At 67.7% G+C, this 17,552-nt stretch carries 16 protein-coding genes; 8 read left to right on the forward strand and 8 right to left on the reverse strand.

Translation table 11 applies throughout. The features are described 5' to 3' along the window. Positions 1-30: 30 nt before the first annotated feature. From RZ84_RS01310 to RZ84_RS38690, 3 genes are all read right to left on the reverse strand, one after another. A complete protein-coding gene (locus tag RZ84_RS01310; protein WP_043262758.1) occupies positions 31-471 on the reverse strand; it encodes a carboxymuconolactone decarboxylase family protein in 441 nt (146 codons plus the stop codon). A gap of 446 nt (positions 472-917) precedes the next feature. Then, entirely contained in the window at positions 918-1,409 is a 492-nt protein-coding gene (locus RZ84_RS01315) for a terpene synthase family protein (protein WP_277816893.1), read from the reverse strand. After that, positions 1,410-1,802: an isoprenoid biosynthesis enzyme family protein gene (locus tag RZ84_RS38690; protein ID WP_157878736.1), complete on the reverse strand. Its 393-nt coding sequence runs from the start codon at positions 1,800-1,802 to the stop codon at positions 1,410-1,412. Between the two features lie 1,202 nt (positions 1,803-3,004). Between RZ84_RS38690 and RZ84_RS01325 the strand changes: the two genes are divergently transcribed. Then, on the forward strand, positions 3,005-3,412 hold the full coding sequence (locus tag RZ84_RS01325) for a nuclear transport factor 2 family protein (RefSeq protein WP_052229673.1): 408 nt from the start codon (positions 3,005-3,007) through the stop codon (positions 3,410-3,412). 346 nt (positions 3,413-3,758) lie between these two features. Here the strand turns inward: RZ84_RS01325 and RZ84_RS01330 are convergent, their stop codons facing one another. Continuing rightward, positions 3,759-4,670, reverse strand: a complete 912-nt coding sequence (locus tag RZ84_RS01330) for a polyphosphate polymerase domain-containing protein (protein WP_078893484.1) — start codon at positions 4,668-4,670, stop codon at positions 3,759-3,761. 91 nt (positions 4,671-4,761) lie between these two features. After that, complete coding sequence (locus RZ84_RS01335) at positions 4,762-5,397, reverse strand: DUF4956 domain-containing protein (protein WP_043262761.1); 636 nt, start codon at positions 5,395-5,397, stop codon at positions 4,762-4,764. 1,071 nt (positions 5,398-6,468) lie between these two features. On the opposite strand from RZ84_RS01335, the gene RZ84_RS01345 reads away from it, so the two are divergent. The 7 genes from RZ84_RS01345 (at position 6,469) to RZ84_RS01375 (ending at position 14,521) form a co-directional block, all read left to right on the forward strand. Further along, the gene (locus tag RZ84_RS01345) at positions 6,469-7,227 is read left to right on the forward strand and encodes a lysophospholipid acyltransferase family protein (RefSeq protein ID WP_078893485.1); all 759 of its coding nucleotides are present in this window, start codon (positions 6,469-6,471) and stop codon (positions 7,225-7,227) included. Positions 7,228-7,557: 330 nt separating this feature from the next. Further along, positions 7,558-7,749 (forward strand): Tn3 family transposase, encoded by a 192-nt coding sequence (locus RZ84_RS01350; protein WP_241777998.1) that lies wholly within the window; start codon positions 7,558-7,560, stop codon positions 7,747-7,749. A gap of 753 nt (positions 7,750-8,502) precedes the next feature. Beyond that, the gene (locus tag RZ84_RS01355) at positions 8,503-9,102 is read left to right on the forward strand and encodes a 50S ribosomal protein L25/general stress protein Ctc (RefSeq protein WP_043262763.1); all 600 of its coding nucleotides are present in this window, start codon (positions 8,503-8,505) and stop codon (positions 9,100-9,102) included. Positions 9,103-10,199: 1,097 nt separating this feature from the next. Further along, positions 10,200-10,370, forward strand: coding sequence for a hypothetical protein (locus tag RZ84_RS38695; RefSeq protein WP_157878737.1), 171 nt, complete (start codon positions 10,200-10,202; stop codon positions 10,368-10,370). Between the two features lie 755 nt (positions 10,371-11,125). After that, positions 11,126-11,578, forward strand: coding sequence for a hypothetical protein (locus tag RZ84_RS38700; RefSeq protein ID WP_157878738.1), 453 nt, complete (start codon positions 11,126-11,128; stop codon positions 11,576-11,578). Positions 11,579-12,017: 439 nt separating this feature from the next. Beyond that, the gene (locus tag RZ84_RS01365) at positions 12,018-12,806 is read left to right on the forward strand and encodes a methyltransferase domain-containing protein (protein ID WP_043262765.1); all 789 of its coding nucleotides are present in this window, start codon (positions 12,018-12,020) and stop codon (positions 12,804-12,806) included. 1,532 nt (positions 12,807-14,338) lie between these two features. Beyond that, on the forward strand, positions 14,339-14,521 hold the full coding sequence (locus RZ84_RS01375) for a hypothetical protein (protein WP_157878739.1): 183 nt from the start codon (positions 14,339-14,341) through the stop codon (positions 14,519-14,521). A 410-nt stretch (positions 14,522-14,931) separates the two neighbouring features. Here the strand turns inward: RZ84_RS01375 and RZ84_RS01380 are convergent, their stop codons facing one another. From RZ84_RS01380 to RZ84_RS01390, 3 genes are all read right to left on the reverse strand, one after another. Beyond that, on the reverse strand, positions 14,932-15,747 hold the full coding sequence (locus tag RZ84_RS01380) for a HisA/HisF-related TIM barrel protein (protein ID WP_347232719.1): 816 nt from the start codon (positions 15,745-15,747) through the stop codon (positions 14,932-14,934). Between the two features lie 234 nt (positions 15,748-15,981). After that, a complete protein-coding gene (locus RZ84_RS01385; RefSeq protein WP_277816860.1) occupies positions 15,982-16,812 on the reverse strand; it encodes an SGNH/GDSL hydrolase family protein in 831 nt (276 codons plus the stop codon). Further along, complete coding sequence (locus RZ84_RS01390) at positions 16,809-17,030, reverse strand: hypothetical protein (RefSeq protein WP_043262769.1); 222 nt, start codon at positions 17,028-17,030, stop codon at positions 16,809-16,811. The genes RZ84_RS01385 and RZ84_RS01390 overlap by 4 nt, the downstream gene beginning before the upstream one ends. Between the last annotated feature and the right edge of the window lie 522 nt (positions 17,031-17,552).

A 17,552-nucleotide genomic window follows, 5' to 3' on the forward strand; every position in this document is an offset into this window, starting at 1 on the left:
GGTGTGGCCGAGGTCCGGGTGCGCGACCGGTCAGGTGGGAATCCGCCGCACAGCCCTGTCGAGCCGATTGAGCGCGTTGATCGAGGCGATAGTGGAGAGAAGGTGGGGCAGTTCTCCTGCGCTGAACTGTTCGGTCGCCTCATGCCAGGTCTCGTCATCCACCTGTCCCTCGGCGATCAGCGTCATCGATTCGGTGAGAGCCAACGCGGCCCGTTCCTTGGCGGTGAAGAACGGTGCGTCCCGCCAGAGCGCCACGGCGTGCAGCCGGCGGTCGCTCTCCCCGCCCCTCCGGGCATTCGTGGTGTCGGTGTCCACATCGTGGGCACAACCGTTCAGTTGCGAGGCCCGCAGCACCACCAGCTCGGCCAGTCGCGGGTCCAGGAAGCCGATCGCCTTGTCATGCAGGGCAGCCTGCGCTCTGGAGAGCTGCGGTGCCGCCTCGTTGAGATTCAGCCGGATGTATTCACCCATGTACAGGAGGTTAGCCCGCTACGTCGAACCCAGACAGAGACCGTTCGGAACGGACGGCAGCGCCCCGCGGGGCAAAGACCGCGACCTCATGGTCGTCCCGATTGTCGGCCGATGGTCGCTCCCCGAGGGTGCGCATCCCGAAGCGCGCCTGGCCTGCGGCCAGTTCGTCGGGTCGGCTCGATACCGGGCGGGCGTCCGGTCCACGTGTCAGCGGTCGAGCTCGGCCTCACTGTGGAGCAGGAGGGGTTTCGGTTCGGCCCGCCGTGTGGCCGCCAAAGGCTGCTACCTGTTCTCCGGCACTTCTTGCCACCACCACCCGATGTGGGGAAGGGTCCGCGGATCGATGCTTCCCTCCCTCGGCGCCGACGAGAGGCCCGTACTGGCCGGGGGCCTTCCCACCTCGGTGTTGTAACGCTCCGTCGTCAGGCACCAGTTGAGGTTTCCACTCACGAATACGCCCAACTGCTCCAGTAGAGCTGTTCCTCGACGCCTGACAGCCGTCGGCGCAACTGAAGGAACAGCACCATGACGGCGTCACGCAGCGCCACGGCCTCAGCCAGCGCTCGTTGCCTGTCGCAACCGAGATGACTCATCAGACCGCTGACGAGGTTGACCTGCTCGCTTCCCTGTGCGACCTCGCGATCGAAGGAGAAAATCGCGGCGTCGGCAGAGACCAGGAAGTGCGCTGCCTGGGTGGCAACTTGGAGACACCGGGCGGTGAACAGCGCCGTGTCGGCCAGTGCGGTGCGGTTGGCGATCTCGACCAGGGAGAAGCAGATCTTGATGCCGGCGTCGCGGTGCCCCATGTTGAGGCAGTCGCCGAGCGTGAAGTGACGGCCGGCGGCACGGTAGCTGAGGCCGCTCAAAGCTCCGAGGAACCACTCCGAGTGCCCGTCGATCCACCTGCGTACCGCGACGGCCCCGGCCGCCTTGCGCAGTCACCTGGACAGATCGCGGTACGCGGCCGGGTACGGGCTGGTGGAGGTGTCGGTGGACTCAGGCGAATCCAGCGCACGCAGCACCTCCCCGATGATGGGCACGGATGCATCGGGCCGGACTCCCGTCGCATCCAGGTGGTCGTCGTCGAAGAGGAAACTGGCATAGGTCCACTCCGAGGCGAGTTCCAAGAGTTCGGGATCTCCGTCCGGGGCCAGGCGACAGCACCACGCCGCCGAATTGCTGCCGACGAGCCGCCGATGGCCCAGCTCATTGGTACCCAGTGCGAACTCTTCAGCCCATGCGAGCGCGCGACGTTCGATCTCGGCGACTCGGGGGTGGCAGGCGGAAGGAAGAGGACAGGACAGCGGCGGAATATCCATGCGCTGCTCCACTCGCTGCGCCCCTTCCCGTGGCTGGGCGACACTCGGCGCGGGCGGTGCTGGACCCAGCGTCACCGCCCTGAAGCCCCGAGATGCCAACGCCAGTAGAGCCTCCAAGAGCCCTGGCCGGGCGTCGTCCAGCAGCCGTTACCAACGCGCCGTTGCTCGAAGCTCAGTTGCTCTGCCTCTCCGGATGCTGTGGCCGACCACGTCGCGATCAATACCCGCACGCGGCTCGGGCCATGTCTGGCCGCAGAGACCTGCACTGCCCACGCGACTCTGCCCTTCTCCAGATCCGCGGCTACCACCCCGCCTACCCCGATCCGGCTCGTCCCTACCCACGCAGTTCACGGGCCGACAAGCCCCAGCGATCCGTTCAGCCACCGATGCCCAAGACCGCGTTGCGATCCCGACCAACGCGGGAACCATCCGAGAGCCCGACCCGTTCGACGGATGTCGGACGACGAATCTCAACTCGCAGATACAGCAGACGTGTTGTGGAGGAACGTGTGGTCAAGCATCTGAAGGTATCCCGCCGGTTGAAGTACGGTCCCTCCCGTTCCGAACTCCGCCCAGAAGACGTCACCGACGAAGGCAACGATGACGGCGGCCAGGCCGGAGTACGCGAACCACGATCACCGCTTCCCGACGGTCCGAGCCCGGTGGCTCTCGAACCTCCCAGAGACTGAGTGGTGGTCTTCGCCTGCAGCCGCAAGAGCGACCACGCCGCCTGCACGAGCCGGGGCGGGGGCGGCGTGATCGCCCGTCCCGCAGGGCTGCGGTCCTCTCCCGGACCGTGGCTCGGTCGCTCATTCAGCGGCGGCGACCAGGACAAGCACACATCCCTCGTCACCTCGCGCAATCCGAAGAGCGGCAGCACCGGTAAGCCGACCAAGCCCGCGACTACCTCGGCCCGGGCCGGGCCGGGCCGAGGAGCCGTAGCCCGACGCCAACCAACCGGCACGCAGCGGCACTCCGAGGGACCGGACGATCATCCGGGCCCTCACCTTACGCGGACAGGCCCCGCACGGTGCAGAGCGCCGGCGCTCTGCGCTCTGCGGAGAGTCGCTGGTCGCCAGGGTCGCACGGCTGGCGTTTCGCGCTGGTACCTGTTGGCGATCCCGGGCGCTCGGTAAGCCGAAGTCGTAGCCGGGCGAAAACCGAAGATGCCGACCAGGGCGGTTCGGCAATGACTGGCCCGATAGGGTGCTCGTATGTCCGAGCCGACCTCGCCGCGCTCGGTGTTTGCGCGGCTGATCCACGGTGTCGCGCACCGCGAGTTCACCAAGCTGCCCGAGCTGTACGCCGAAGACGCCGTCGTGGAGCACCCCTTGGCTCCCATGGACTCACCGGAGCGGTTTCTGCGCGGCCGCGACGAGCTGAGGGAACACTTCAGTCGGACCTTCACCCGCGAATTCGACTTGCGCACAGAGGACGTGCTGATCCACGAGACGGCCGACCCCGAGGTGATCATTGCTGAGTTCACCTACCGGGGCCGGGTAGTGGCGACAGATGAACCGATCAACATCGCCTGTGTCTTCGTGATGCGCGTCCGCGACGGACAGATCATCTCCTCCCGCGACTACGCTCACCGCTCCGCACCGCCCCCAGGGCGCACCTGACGCTGCGGGCGAGCGGGACCGCAGGCGAAGTCCGAGCTTGGGTGGGTCGCGTCTGAGGTTCAACTCACGGGCAGCTGAATGGTTTTACGGCGCGACAGTGGCGGGGGATCGTGAAGGTATCGGTGTCGGAGTAGGACGGCCCGAAGACCGATGTGCAAGTCAGGCAGTTTGCGCGAGCAGGTCATGCCGGGTCATCGGCAGCTTGGTCCGACGGGTCGGCGCGGGTGAGGCGTCTGGTCGGACGGCGAGCGGTGGGCCCGTCTGCGGCCGAAAGGGCGCACGTCCCTCCCGGCCGCAGAACTCTCCCGGCGACGGGCGCTGCCTACCGCCGTCTTTCACCAGCCGCTCAGCACACCGGCTCAGGGGCGGCCTGGCCGAAGGCGCCGCGGGCGGCGCGACGCCAGCGGTTGGCCGGCAGCGCGGGACGTAGTGCGGCGAAGGCACCGCAGTACTTGGTGAAGACAGCGGGTCGTATCCCATGGGCGTGCAACAGGCGGTCCGCCTCGGTGAGATGCCCGGTGGTCTTGGTCTCGACGAGCACGAGGGCGTCCGCGCACCGCACGGTGCGTCGGGTGCGCAGGTCGTCGCAGACCAGCGCCGCATCGCAGGTGATGCGCTCACCGTCCGCCACGAAGGTGGCGCGAAGGTAGTCGGTGCTCAAGGACGGTTCGAGGGCGGACGGGGCGCCGATGCCGTACGCGGTGTGCAGGGTCTCGGCCAGGAATCCTCGGCAGTCGGGGTCGAGCGGGGTACCGGCCCCGGTCAGCGGACGTCGACGTTTGACGGTGTCGCCGCGCGGCCCCTTGAGTTTGATCTCGAACTGCCGCTCCCCCGTGTCCGCATAGACCCGTTCGCGGATCTTGAAACGGAGCCGACGGCCCTGCCGGTGATCGTGAAAGGAGCGCAGGTCGGGGGTGTCGTAGTAGACGGAGTGGTATCGGAAGGCACGCCGACCGTCGATGGCCAGGGCTCGGAAGGGCCCCTGAGGCCGGCGCGGGTCAGTCAGCCGGCCAACGATGCGCAGGAAGGTGTCCGCGGGCACGAGATAGCTGTGATCGAAACGTGCCAGGAGAGCAGCCCGTTCATTGAGCTCCTCGAGCGAGACGGAACCGGCACCATGTGCGGCATCGCTGATGGCGCGGACCGCGGCGGTGTCCGGCGGCGCCGTAGCCGGTGCGGCAGAGCGGGACAGCCCGGCCGAGCAGAGCGGTCCGGTGGAAGGGACCGGTCCGGCGGAGCGGAGTGGTGCGGTGGTCATACGGCCTCCCCAGCGGGCGTGGTCCGGGCGGCGGATCCGGCAGCAGGCACAGCGGAGCGAACCAGCGTGACGGAACAGAGCGGCACGGCGGTCATACAGCCTCCCAGGCAGGCGTGGTCCGGGGGACGGATCCGGCGGCAGGCACAGCGCCCCGGTCGGCCGAGGTCGCTCCAGGCTCGCGGTAGCGGACGTCGACGACGGTGAGATCCCGCACGAAGTCGACTTCCATGACCGTCCAGTGCAAGGGCTCGCCCAGGCGACGGACGAGGTCAGCCCGCAGGGCGGCAGGGTCTTCATGGACGGTGTCGAGGGTGACGACGGCACGCCGGGTACCGGCCAGGAGGCGGGGGCTGTCGGCTGCCCAGACGATGAGGAGCAGGGTGGCGCACAGCCCGGCCGTGAGCGCGAACGGCAATCTCGGCAGCCCGCAGAGCAGCCCCAGGACCAGGGTGGTGAAGTAGTAGGCGACTTCCTCGTGCTGCACAGCATCGGAGCGAAGTCTGACGATCGACAGCACACCGAAGAGACCGAAGCCCAAGGCCGCTCCCCCGGCACCGCGCACCTCGGCGAGAGCGGTCACGACGGTGAACAGGCCGGTGTTCAGGGCCAGATACGCCGGCACCAGGTCACGCCGACGATGCCGCGGAAAGTAGATCGCGAAGGTCAGCACGCCGACGGCGGCGACATCGAGCCCGAGGTGGGCGGCAAGATGCCGAAACGACTCCATGACTGCACTCCCTATCAATACGAAGGCCGAAGATCCTGAGGAACGGGAAGCAGAGACAGACGATAGGCAAACACAAGGCGAACATGCTTCCGCTTGTGGAGAAACGATGCGCCTCCTTGATACCTCTCAACCCCAACTGACCGAAACCACACACCCCCTGACGCGTTCGCCCCCCTTGCCAACCACCCCCGGCCCCGGCACGAAAGGCCAACGGGCCGACGATCGCCCGGCGTGCGAGACCAACGCGGCGGACCTTGTCCACAAAGCCCAGGCCGGACCCAGCCACCCCCTCGGTGTATGCACCACTGCCACGCACGAATCGGACAACCCGCGAACCAACAGGCCGGCACCCGAGACCCATCAGGCACAGCCCCGCCCATCGACACGACCGAAGCAACACCACCGAACCCCATCACCAAACGACCGACCACCATCACGGCACACAAAAACCGGGAGACCCCGCCCCACAAGCGGCCGGAGCTGATGCGTCGGCGGCAGACGAGCCCGGCCAGCCATCGCGCCCCGCTGCCCCGTCCCCATGCGCGTCACGCAACCAACAACCAGTTGCCGGTTGAAAGGGACGGACGCACCGGCGATGCCTGCCGGCAATCCGCCCACAGAGCAACGACAGTGCACTTCCGGCCCACTTGAAGTGCGGACGCCGGGCAGCATGCGGCGCGTTCTGCTCCGCCCACAATGTGGCCAGTCCCAACATTGACTGCAACTGACCCAAGCGGCCGACGGCTCCTGCCACATACTCATGACAAGCGGATCCCACACCGCTGCACGGCCTCCCGGAATTCCAGGACTTCACCGCGGCAGTCATGGACAGAACCGCCGACCGGAGCCGACGGACCGAAGAGATCCTTCGAGTGACCGAAACCAACCACCACCCAACCACGCAAAGATCAGGTGGTGACCGGGCGGCGAGGTGGGCAGCACCACGTTCCGGAAGCAACACCACGGCTCGGGTGGCTCATTCTGCACTCTCCCCAGTGATCCCTACCAACAAGTACTGTGCCCCGGCACAAGGTTCACCAGTCACGGGGGCATGGAGAAAGGATCGCTGCCATGGTCTACCGGCTTGTCAGAGTCGTACTGGTAGTGCCGTTGTTCCGGTGGCTCTTACGACTGCGGGTCGAAGGGATGGAACACCTCCCGAAAACCGGCCCCGCGGTCATCGCAGGAAACCATCTGTCCTTCTGCGACCAGTTCCTGACGGTGGCCGTGACCAAGCGCAAACTCACCTACCTGTGCAAGCAGGAGTACTTCACCGGACGAGGCATCAAGGGCGCCCTCACCCGCGGCTTCTTCCGCAGCTGCGGGCAGATCCCGGTGGATCGCTCGGGGAAGGACGCAGGCCAAGCAGGAGTCGAAGCGGGCCTGAAGGTCCTGCGCTCAGGCGAGTTGCTCGGCATCTTCCCCGAAGGGACTCGTTCGCACGACGGACGGATGTACAAGGGCAAGGTCGGTGTGGCCGCAATGGCCCTGCGAGCAGGGGCACCCGTAATTCCCTGCGCCGTGATCGGCACCTTCGAAGCCCAACCGGCCGGACGGCGGCTACCCCGTCCCACACCACTGACCATCCGCTTCGGGGCACCGCTGAACTTCTCCCGGTACGCCGGGATGGAGGAATCCCGCGAGATCCTGCGGGCAGTCACGGACGAGATCATGTACGCGATCATGAAGCTGTCGGAACAGGAGTACATCGACCGGTACGCGGCCGAAGTCAAAGCCGAAGCGAAGACACAGACACCATCGGCAGGACACAACAGGCCGAATGCAACTCTCCCGAATCAACAGCCTGTCACGGTCGACGCACCCAACTGACCAGGAATCCCGTGACACCGCACCAGCCCAAATGCCTGCAGCCGCCCCGGCGCAGCACACACCCCACTCCATGCGCCACCCAATCGGCCACAACCACACTCCCCAACCGGCCCCCCCCCCCCCCCCCCCGCAGCCCGAACCCCCGCGGCAGCCGAAGCCGACACCGACACCCTCCCCACTCCCACGACGACAGTCGGGCACTCAGCGCCGGCCCCACCCACCAACACGCGGCCGGAGGCCGGCACCCACCTCCGGTCAACCACCCCCGAACACGAACGGGCCCGCGCCGTCCGCACGGTCTTCGCCTGCGACTACCTCGCCGGCCCCGGACTGCACCGCGAGATCCACTGCGGGCTCCAGGTCGTCGAGAACTGGAACAGCGCTAACACCATGCTCCAGTACGGCAAAGACGGTGCCCTGACCGGCCCGGACAAGAAGCATGCCGAGACTTCGATGCTCGCGCTGCACTGGCTCCAGTCGGCGCTCGTCCACTCAACACCCAGCTGGTGCAACAGGTCCTGACCGAACCGGCGTGAGCGAAGAGGCTGAGCGACGAGGACCGGCGCGGCCTGACCGCCCTGTTCTGGTCCAACGTAAACCCGTACGGCACACCCCGCCTGGACGGGAACAAACGCCTCGATCTGGGGCTTACAGTGCCCGCCCCGCCCCCGGCGGACGCCGCCGGGGGCGGGGGTCAGCGGCGCGCCTGCCCCTCCACCAACGAAGCGGGAAAACGCATGGCCTTCCGGGCCTGCGCTACCTCGGCGGAGCAATCCGCCGACGCTCCCAACCCCAACCACGAACAGGCGAAGCTGTTCTGAAACGGCAGGTCACAAAGTGTCCAGCCCACGGGTGCAGGGAGCGAGCACCGCTCTCACCGGCGCCGCGGGCCTGGGTCGCGTCCCGCCCACGGGTGCAGGGAGCGATCAGAGTCGCGGCATGGGAACAGGCGCAAGTCACCGTCCAGCCCACCGGTTCAGGGAGTGATCGAGCGGCCTGGGATCGCCGAGCCTTGACGAGAACGGCGGTTGCCACTCTGTCCGCCGCGTGGCGTGCGTCGTGAATGTCACCGACTGACCTCATTTGCCCGGCGCGTCGAGGGCCGAATTTGACGATATGAGGCACTCGCCCTGGATACGCTCTTCGAGTTGCTCGGCGAGGGAGGTCGCAACGCTGTCGTGGCGTGTGGCGGCTCCGTAATCGACGCGCTCTTCGTAGCAGTTCGGCCGGGTAACGATCGCCCAGTGTCTTACGAGTTGTACGAGGAGTGCAGAAATGGCTGAGGTGAAGCTCGCCGCCGGGTTGCGGACCGATTTCGGCAAGGGGGCGGCCCGCCGTCTTCGTCGGGACGGCATGGTCCCGGGTGTCGTCTACGGTCACGGAGCCGAGCCGAAGCACGTGGCGATCGACAGCCACGCGCTGATGATGGCCTTGAAGACCCCCAACGCGCTGATCCGTCTGGACATCGACGGCAAGAGCGAGCTGGTGATCCCGAAGGCGGTGCAGCGTGAGGCGATCCGCAGGTTCCTGGTGCACGTGGACTTCCTGACCGTGAAGAAGGGCGAGAAAGTCCAGGTCGAGCTGCCGATCCACACCGAGGGCGAGCTGGCCCCGGGCGGCAACCTGCTGGAGCACCTGCTGAACACGCTGCCGGTCGAGGCCGAAGCCACCAACATCCCGGAGTCCGTGACCGTTTCGATCGCGGGTCTGGAGGCCGGAAGCACCATCTACGCCCAGGGCATCGAGCTGCCGGCCGGTGTCTCACTGGCGGTCGACGAGGACACGGCGGTGCTGCAGGTCGTCGCCGCCCAGGCGGAGGCGCTGCCCGCTGAGGAAGAGGGCGAAGGCGAGGGCGGCGAAGCTGCGGAAGCATAGGTCCTCTCCGGCCATCGTTCCCCTTCCGCGTCCGCGGGCTGGTCGACTGGCTGTGGAGGCGAGAACAGCGGTCGCTTGTTGACGACTTCGGGAGTCGTCACGTGTGCCGCCGCCATGATCAATGGCGATGAGTTCGGGAGTCACTCATGGCGGTCGGACACGCCCCGCGATTTGTCATGCTTCTGCATGGACATGCAAGCCGTGGAGGACGCGCGGCGTTGGCTCGCCGAGCGAGGCGTTGTCGAGGCCGGTGACGGGTGAGCCGACGTCGAGGGGCCGGGCCGACCGCTCACTGATAACGAGATTCGGACTCGTAGGCTGGCGAGGTGTTGGCCGACGAGTCCCTGGACGTGACCGAGCAGGTGCGGCTGGCCTTCAAGCTGCTGGATCTCCTCCACGACTACTGGGTGACATGCGAGATCCGGTTCGCGGACCGAGGTCCGGAAGGTCCCCTGCCGGTCGACGTGTTGTGGGAAGGCCATCGCCGGCGGCTGGAGGCGGGGCGGGACGCCGAGGCTGTCACCTACTCACTGTGGACCGACTGGTTCGAGGATCGCGACACCGCCGCAGCGCCCCCGCCACACCCGGCACGCGCCCCGCCCCGCACCCACAAACCAGGACCACACGGCAGGAAGAGAAGAAGGAAGAAGGGATGCACTGATCCGGTCGGGAGAGCGGCGACTCGTGTCGGGAAAGCTACCGTCACGGGTCGCGAGCCGAAGGTATCCCGTGCCCTGTCGAGACCCGCCTGCATGCCCTCCCATCTCGCCCCCACCTCCCGTCGACGAGCCGTCAAACCCCTCAGCCCAGGCCAGGACCCGTCATCAAAGAAGCCGCTCATGCCGAAGCGACCGGCATGCGGCAGTCCCAGGCAAGAGGGTGCTCCCCGCCATCAACCTCCGCCCCGGCAGAAGCACATGAGCCCCTTACCGGGCGGCCGGGGCTCGCTTCACCTCCATCACACACAGCAAATCTTCGTCGTGTTCGCGGAACATGCGCAATGACCGTGGCGGGTCAGGGGTGCCGCTGTGATCTGCACCTGTAGCGGTGCCCCCGCCTCCTCGAAACCGGCGCACCGAGGCGGGACGATTCCGGGCATGGGCCTTGCTTTGACGCCTCACACCGGCCTTCTCCTCGCCGAGATCGCCGGCCTGCTGCTGGTGTTCGGCGGAATCTGGCTGGTGGGGGCGCAGACCCCAGGCTGCGGTGTCCGACTGCCCGAACAATCGTCGCCGGAATCGCGTTCTCTGCTGCTGGTGTACTGCTGATCATCGCGATGCGCTGGGGGCACTTCGGGTAGATCGCGAAGGGAGCCGGGGCTTTGCATGCGGACGCCTCGTCGAGCACCCAAGGCTCCCGCAACCCGAACTCACGGGAAGCTGCGATCAGCACCCATCAGCACCTGAATAAATGCACGCCCGCCGGGCCCCAGCCGGGCCCCGGGACGCCTCACTTCCGGCTCCCGCCCCCACCACCGCTGCAACGCCCGTGCTCCGCCGTGCCGCCGTCCCGGCTATGGGCACACTCGCCGCGGACGCCGCACACCGCGCCGGATTACTCCTGGACGACAACGAGCGGTCTGCCCGTCCCAACGTCGGCAGCGACCTCGCACGGCTCGTCGCCCTCCTGCACGCCGCACCGCTGCGGCAGCCGACCATGGGCTGCCTCGGCCTGGACGTCGCGGCATGGGGCACCTCTCCCTCGCCTACGCCTACCGCTGCCCTGTGTGCCAACACAGGGCAGCGTCCTCGTGCTGGCGACGCAGGCAAGATCAGCCTCAGCGCGGCGGCTGAGGTCCATCGAACCGCCCGACTAGCGGTGTCCCTCCCCCGCGACGACAGGGGCGCGCGCACTGCTGCGGACCAGTCGCACGCGGCCGGGGATCGGGGGGCGTCAGAGCCGTCTTCCACCTTGCCTCATGGGTGTGCCTGCTGCCCGGCAGGCGATCGCGGCAGCCCAGGCCGCGCACGGTCGCAGTCGCACCTCCGTGAGGGTTCGGCACCGCGACATGTGGCCGGGAGCGTTGGCTGAGCATGCCCCACGCAGCGCAGGGCGGAGAGGCTTTGGGCTGGAACTGACACCGGGCGATGTCACCGTGATGGCCCGCGCCGACCGGCAGAACCGTCCGGCGGCGGTGAGGATGAACGGGACAAGAGGGGGGAAGCGAAAGGATCTGATCATGTTCCGCTCGATTGCCACGGTACTGGCCGCTACCGCCGTCACGGGCCTCCTGAGCGCCGGTATAGCCAGTGCCGCGCCCGACCAATCCCAGGCCCATGCGGCCGTCACCCAGCAAGCGCAAGGCGGCGGCCACGACCACGGCTGCGGCCACGGCGTCGGGGTCGGCGTCGGCGGCATCGGCGACGGCGGCCGTGACGTCGGCGTCGGCGTCGGCGGCATCGATGCCTGCGCCACCGTCGGTGTCGGCGGCATCGGCCGCAACGGCAACGAAGGCGTCGGCGTCGGCGGCCTGTGAGTTCTCGCTGCTGTTCCCTCCCGGCACCCGCCTCGTGCGGGGGCCGGGATGTTGCGGCCGACGGCAGTCACACAGTGACTTCCCGTGGTTCCCCGCCTCACCAGGCACGTGCGGAGATCTGTCGCGCCCGCCCGGAGAGCGGTGGTGCCAGTCGATGGCCCAGCTGAGGTCGGAGCGCCCAGGGGACGTACCCCCGGGCGACCCAAGGTGAGTGCCTTGCCTGAACCGCCGGAACCTGGATTCGGGCGGCTCGAACCCGCAGGACTGAGCCCGCCCGGCCCGGGGGTTGCACCGGGCGGCGGCTGAACCGTTGTACCCGGGGGTGCTGGAGAGACGGGCCGGCGATTGCACCGGGGCCACTGCCGGAGGGCAGAGTCCGGTCGACTCCGAAAACCCCCGGGGACCGTGTCGGCTTGCGTAAGTTGATTGACTGGTGCCCATGACCTCAACTCTCTTCGAGTCTGTCGCCCCCGATGCGCATGTCTACCTCGATCGGCTCGCTGCGACCGACCTGGGCCGTTCCTATAAGGGACGCATGCTCAACGCGCTTGAAATCCGCCCGGGACAAACGGTCCTCGATCTCGGCTGCGGCCCGGGCACCGATCTCGGCAGGCTTGCCGAGGCTGTCACCGCGACAGGCAGGGTGATCGGTGTCGACCACGACCAGGCTGCGGTCGATGCTGCCGGCGAGCGCACGGCCGAGCAGCGCACCGTCACCGTTCAGCTCGGCGACATCCACGATCTGCCGCTGTCCGACCGCATGGCCGACCGTGCTCGCACCGACCGGGTTCTGCAGCACGTGGCCGATCCTGTCAGGGCGCTCTACGAGATCCGCCGCGTTCTACGGTCCGGCGGACGGGTCGTCATGGGCGAGCCCGACTGGGGCACCCTGACCGTCGATCACCCGGACGGTGACCTGTCGCGCGCCTATACCCGGTACGTCACCGACAGAGTCATCCGTAATGCTCGCATCGGCATGCAGCTTCCTCGTCTGGCAGCAGAGGCCGGATTCGCGGTGCCTACGGTCATCCCGGTGACTCCTGTGCTTCGTGACGTCCAGGAGGCTGACAAGATCCTTGGATTGGAGCGCACTACACAGCGCGCCCTGGCCGCCGGATACCTCACCGAGGAGGCGGCACACAGGTGGCTGGAGCACCTTGCCAGCGGCCCCTTCCTCGCGACGGTAACGTTCTACATCGTCGTAGCTGAGTCACAGCCCGCCACATAGGTACCGGCAGCAGGCCCGAGCTTTGGCCTCGGCGAGCACGGAGAGAGCCCAATCCCGCCTTCCCCCACCCCGAACTCGCGACGGTTGGATAAGCGACCCCACGAGTACCGCGATTCCCGCGAGTACCGTGATTCCCCGTCGCCTTTGATGATACGTCGCCGATCGAACCGGGGTGCGATTTGACGTGGCGGAGTCGACCTCGTCGAGGTCAGATGAGGGTCGGTGCCGGGTTGTCGGGTTGGCCGATCCAGTGCTGGTGTCCGTGTGGTCGGGCGGTGAGTCCGTGGCGTTCGGCCGCGGGCCGGTCGGCGTGGTCCCATTGCTGGTGGGCGGTTTCGGTTTCGTCCCAGAGGAGTCGTGGCCCGTGCTGGAGACGCGGACCTGTGCATTTCTGCCGGCCGTCGTAGTCGATGGCGGCCCATGAGGTGGCTTGGCCATCGGCGAGCCAGAGCCGTTGTGGGCTGCGTCGGTGTCGGCATCCCAGGAGTGCCAGATGTCGGGGACGCGGGGACGCGGATGCCGATGGCGAACTGGGCGTCGAAGTCGGTGGATCCAGGATGGGGGGATGGCCCGGACGGAGCAGGTAGACCGGACAGAGCAGGTCGAGATGGTCGTTCGCCCCGGTGGATTCGGGGGCGCCGACCTGGGGCACTTTTGGTCGGGCTTCGGCTGCGGGTCGGGCTGGGGCGGCGGGATCCGCTGGCGCGGTTGGGATCCGGCGTCTCCGATCGGCGATCGGTGCTTCAAGTCCACTGTGTGATCCTTGTGTTGGCGCGTCCGTGAGAGTGCCGCTATCGAAGTGCGGGCGGGAGCTGAGAAGGGAGCCCCACCCTTCATGGGTAGGGCTCAGTCTGGCTGCGGCCACCTGGGCACTGTCGGGTGACGAGGTCAAATGCCAGTACGGCGATGGACTTCTTGCTGTAGCTGATGAAGTGGAGAGCTCGCAGCCCACCGACTTCGACTTCGATCAGGCGGTTGCGGTCTCAACTTCGCCCCAGGGCTGTATGACGAGGAGAGGGTCGCGGCAGGCGTAGGCGAGGGCGAATGTGAGGGGTTCGCTGGTGGCGGGAGAGAGAAGTCGGGCACTGCCTCGACTCCAGGCTCATATGCGAGCTGCGGGGCACATACGGCAAAGGCATGTGTCATTACGGGTGTCCGTAACCGTGCAGGCCAGCGCACCGACCTCACGATCACGCGTGACCTGGATGAGCGCCTCCTCACCCTCGTGGACTGTGGTCGATGTCGACGAGCCACGCCTACCGCTACCGACCCCGCGAAAGGCACACGCCACGGTCCAGCTCCTGCAACCGCTGGACGCGGAACCAGGCAAGGGCGCCTTCGCGGCCCGGCGAACACACGGTGTGATGCCGCACGACCAACAAGGCCACGACGCCCCTGAGCCGGACTTGCCCACGTAGCACCGGCGCAGCGTTGGAGTGACATGGCCGCCTGCTGGAGGCGGTTCGGGTAGGAGGAGGGAAGGATGGCGAATGATCCTGCCGATAAGTCGCCTTGACGAGTGGAGGTCCCTCATGAAGCGCCTGACCGCTCTCGCTGCAGCAGTAGCGACCTCAGTACTGATCATCCTTGGAACTGGCACCGCCAACGCCGACGACGGCTACAGGCCCGATTCCGGATCCGCTCGGATCGGAACTGCCCCGATCACCGAAGGCCTTCAAAAAGTCTTCAGCGGCTCCTTGCTTCTGGACAGCTGAGCTTCCCCAGGAATAGATCCAGGCGGATGCAGGTACGCCGAGCGCCAGGCAAGTCGGCCGCAATCCGTGGTTCGATGCCCCGGGTCGACTCGGTGCCGTCCGCCTTCACGTAGCGGATCCGCGTCGCGGCGCCGGAGTCGATCGCCCGGAACAGAGCCGTCAGCAGACGGACATCCGGGAGAGGGCGCTACGGGCGATGGGCTCGGTAGCGGCGAACGCGGCGCGGATGATGCGTGGATCGTGGTGCGCATATGGGTCCTCACATATGGGTCCTCCTCCAAGCTCACTGATCGAGATTCAGTGAGAACGCTCGGTCGCCACTGTCACAGGACATACGCACTGTGGCTGAGCGTTGTTGTTGGCCGTTGCGCGTCGGTCGGGCCGGGGCCCTGGGCCCGGCGACACACGTGCTACACGCTGGTGGTCACGCAGGCCAGCGCTTGGGAGAAGGTGAGGGCCCCGGAGTACAGGGCGCGGCCGATGAGGGCGCCTTCGACTCCGTGCGGGGCCAGCGCGGCCACCGTACGCAGGTCGTCCAGGGTGGCGATGCCACCCGCGGCCAGCACGGCAGCGGCGGTCCGGTCGCACACGTCCCTGAAGAGGCGCAGGTTGGGGCTGTAGAGGCTGCCTTCCCTGCTGACGTCGGTGACCACGTAGCGGGTGCAGCCGGCACCGTCGAGCACGTTGAGTGCTTTCCACAGGTCTCCGGCGTCCGTGCCTCGCCCCGGCCCGGCCAGTCGCGGGCCGCGGTCGGTCACGCGGACGGGCAAGCTGATGCCGATCCGCTCGCCGTACCGGGCGACCACCTCGGCGCACCAGTGGAGGTCAGTCAGGGCGCTGCGGCCGAGATTGAAGCGAGCGCATCCGGTGGCCAACGCCCGTTCCAGGGTGGCTTCGTCGTTGACGCCGGCCCGGCACATCAGCTGGACGTCGATGCCGACGGCCTCGATGACGCGCCGGGCCTGCCCGAGATCGAGCCCCCCGTCCTCCTCTTCGGCCATCACCAGGTGCAGCCACCTGGCACCCTGCTCCTGGAAGGCCAGCGCGGCCTCGACCGGATCGCTCCGGTCGCGCTCCGGTACCTGACCGTCCCCGACCAAGTGCACCACCCTGCCATCGGCTACATGCACCGACGGAAAGAGCGCGAACCGGGCTCTGACGGCGGCCTCCTGCGCACAGACCGCATCCTGCGAAACTCGCGGCATCCCCGCCACCGTCCCTCCCATGCATACACCGACGAACCCACACGCTCGGACTGCACGGTAGAAACGCTCCACCCCAGCCGTATACAGCGCGAATCCGCCACCCCGTTACCACGGCCACTGGCCGACAGAACGCTCAGTCAGGCGGTGGAACTGAGCCTTCTCATCGGCCAGTTGAGCCCGGCGTGGCATCGGCTGACCGCTCCCGGTACGCCGAGTTCCAGGAGACGTCGAGACGGCGAACGAGGTGACAGCCCGTCAGGGCTCGGGCGCTGCTTCCAGGGCAGGGAGATAGCCCCTGAGCTGACCCCGTGCGGTGGGGTGGTACGCCACGTCTGCGGTGAGCAGCGACGGGGGATTGATCCATGAGTCGTCGGAGCAGATCCCGTGTCCGGCAAATGCCGGCCGCACGTCGGCGAAGGCGACCCCCGTATGCGCACGCGCGCGGTCAGCGATGACGTGGTCGAGGTGGTCGGCCGCCGCATTGAGCGCTGACTGTTTCCTCTGTGTCACCAGTCCGGTGAGGCAGGCACGGTCGGCATACAGATGTGGATAGCCGAGTACGACCACACGGGCACGAGGCGCCGCCTTCTGGACGCTTCGCAGGAGGACGTCGTAATCCCCCGGCAGTGTGTCGTCCATGGCTTGTTCGGCGCGGGCAACGCTCTCCAGGCAGGAACTCTCGCTGCTCATGACGCAGGTCTTCATGACGTCGCTGAAACCGACGTCAATGCCACCCACGGTGATGCTCACCAGTGTCGTGCGAGGGCTGAGGCCGGGGAGCTGTGAGGTGATGACATCGTCGATATTCGCGCCCGAACAGGCGGCGAAGTCGAACGGTCCGCGGGGGTGGGCGTCGGCCCACAGAGCGGGGTACGCGTCCGGGCTCCGGCGGCAGTCGCCGCTGGACTCACCGGCGCCCACTCCCGAGGCGAACGAATCGCCCAGGGCGGCGTAGCCACCTTCGCGGGTGCCGCCCGGTGGTTTGCTGCCGGCGTAGGCGGAGGTGGTGGCCGCAACCGCCAAGAGAAGGGACAACGGACACGCGAGCGCTGCCGCAAGGCGACGGCGCAACGTTGCTCTCGTCACGACCGGACCAACGACGGAGTCACCGGGAAGTCACAGTCCATGAGGATTGTCGGAACCGAGCCGAGCGGCGGGGTGAGGCTGCGGCCCCACTTGCCGTTGGCTGCCTTGGTGCACCTCGCTTTCAGCGGGCAGGCGATGCCGTCGGCGAGCGCGAAGTGCACCCGGACGACGGGGGTGCCGCCGGCCTTGCGTTGTTGGGACCAGTCGGCACTGGACATGCCCTGGGGCAGATGACTTTCCTTGCCTCCCAGTCCGTCGTGGAAGCGGCCTGGGTCAGGTCCGGCGCCTGTGCGTCCGTGTGGTGGGTGTCGGTGCCGACGGGGCCGACCAGGTCAATGCCGTTGGCCATCGCGGGCGGGCAGGACGTGGGCGGTAGTGACATATCCGGCGTCGACCACATGCTCACGCGGCTTCGGCCCAGGCGCATGGCAGGACACGGACTGCGGGGACTTCACGCAGCCCGGCCTACGACAGCCGGGCCAGCGCCTCCTCCAGGAACCGCTCATCCAGCCCGTGCGTGATCAGTTGGAATCGGAAGTCACGCAGGACACGGTGGGCCGAGTTCCTTCCTCGCAGACTGGTCAACGAGCTCTTCCGGGCTGGGGAATGGGAACGAACGACCTTTCCGATGTCTCCTCCTGGCCGGTGGAACGGGATCCTCGCACGGGGTACGCCGGGCCGGCGGGCCGGATGTCGCGCCGGCGTGCCGGGGGGGGAGGGCTGCCGGTCGTCGTGCATCG

It is taken from the genome of Streptomyces sp. CT34 (assembly GCF_000805335.1).
In the GTDB taxonomy this organism is placed as follows: Bacteria; Actinomycetota; Actinomycetes; order Streptomycetales; family Streptomycetaceae; genus Streptomyces.

Excerpts from the sequence above, each read along its gene's own strand:
- RZ84_RS01310 (WP_043262758.1), bottom strand. The coding sequence starts at position 471 with ATGGGTGAATACATCCGGCTGAATCTCAACGAGGCGGCACCGCAGCTC.
- RZ84_RS01325 (WP_052229673.1), top strand. The coding sequence starts at position 3,005 with ATGTCCGAGCCGACCTCGCCGCGCTCGGTGTTTGCGCGGCTGATCCAC.
- RZ84_RS01330 (WP_078893484.1), bottom strand. The coding sequence starts at position 4,670 with ATGACCACCGCACCACTCCGCTCCGCCGGACCGGTCCCTTCCACCGGA.
- RZ84_RS01335 (WP_043262761.1), bottom strand. The coding sequence starts at position 5,397 with ATGGAGTCGTTTCGGCATCTTGCCGCCCACCTCGGGCTCGATGTCGCC.
- RZ84_RS01345 (WP_078893485.1), top strand. The coding sequence starts at position 6,469 with ATGGTCTACCGGCTTGTCAGAGTCGTACTGGTAGTGCCGTTGTTCCGG.
- RZ84_RS01355 (WP_043262763.1), top strand. The coding sequence starts at position 8,503 with ATGGCTGAGGTGAAGCTCGCCGCCGGGTTGCGGACCGATTTCGGCAAG.
- RZ84_RS38695 (WP_157878737.1), top strand. The coding sequence starts at position 10,200 with ATGGGCCTTGCTTTGACGCCTCACACCGGCCTTCTCCTCGCCGAGATC.
- RZ84_RS01365 (WP_043262765.1), top strand. The coding sequence starts at position 12,018 with ATGACCTCAACTCTCTTCGAGTCTGTCGCCCCCGATGCGCATGTCTAC.
- RZ84_RS01375 (WP_157878739.1), top strand. The coding sequence starts at position 14,339 with ATGAAGCGCCTGACCGCTCTCGCTGCAGCAGTAGCGACCTCAGTACTG.
- RZ84_RS01380 (WP_347232719.1), bottom strand. The coding sequence starts at position 15,747 with ATGGGAGGGACGGTGGCGGGGATGCCGCGAGTTTCGCAGGATGCGGTC.
- RZ84_RS01390 (WP_043262769.1), bottom strand. The coding sequence starts at position 17,030 with ATGTCCAGTGCCGACTGGTCCCAACAACGCAAGGCCGGCGGCACCCCC.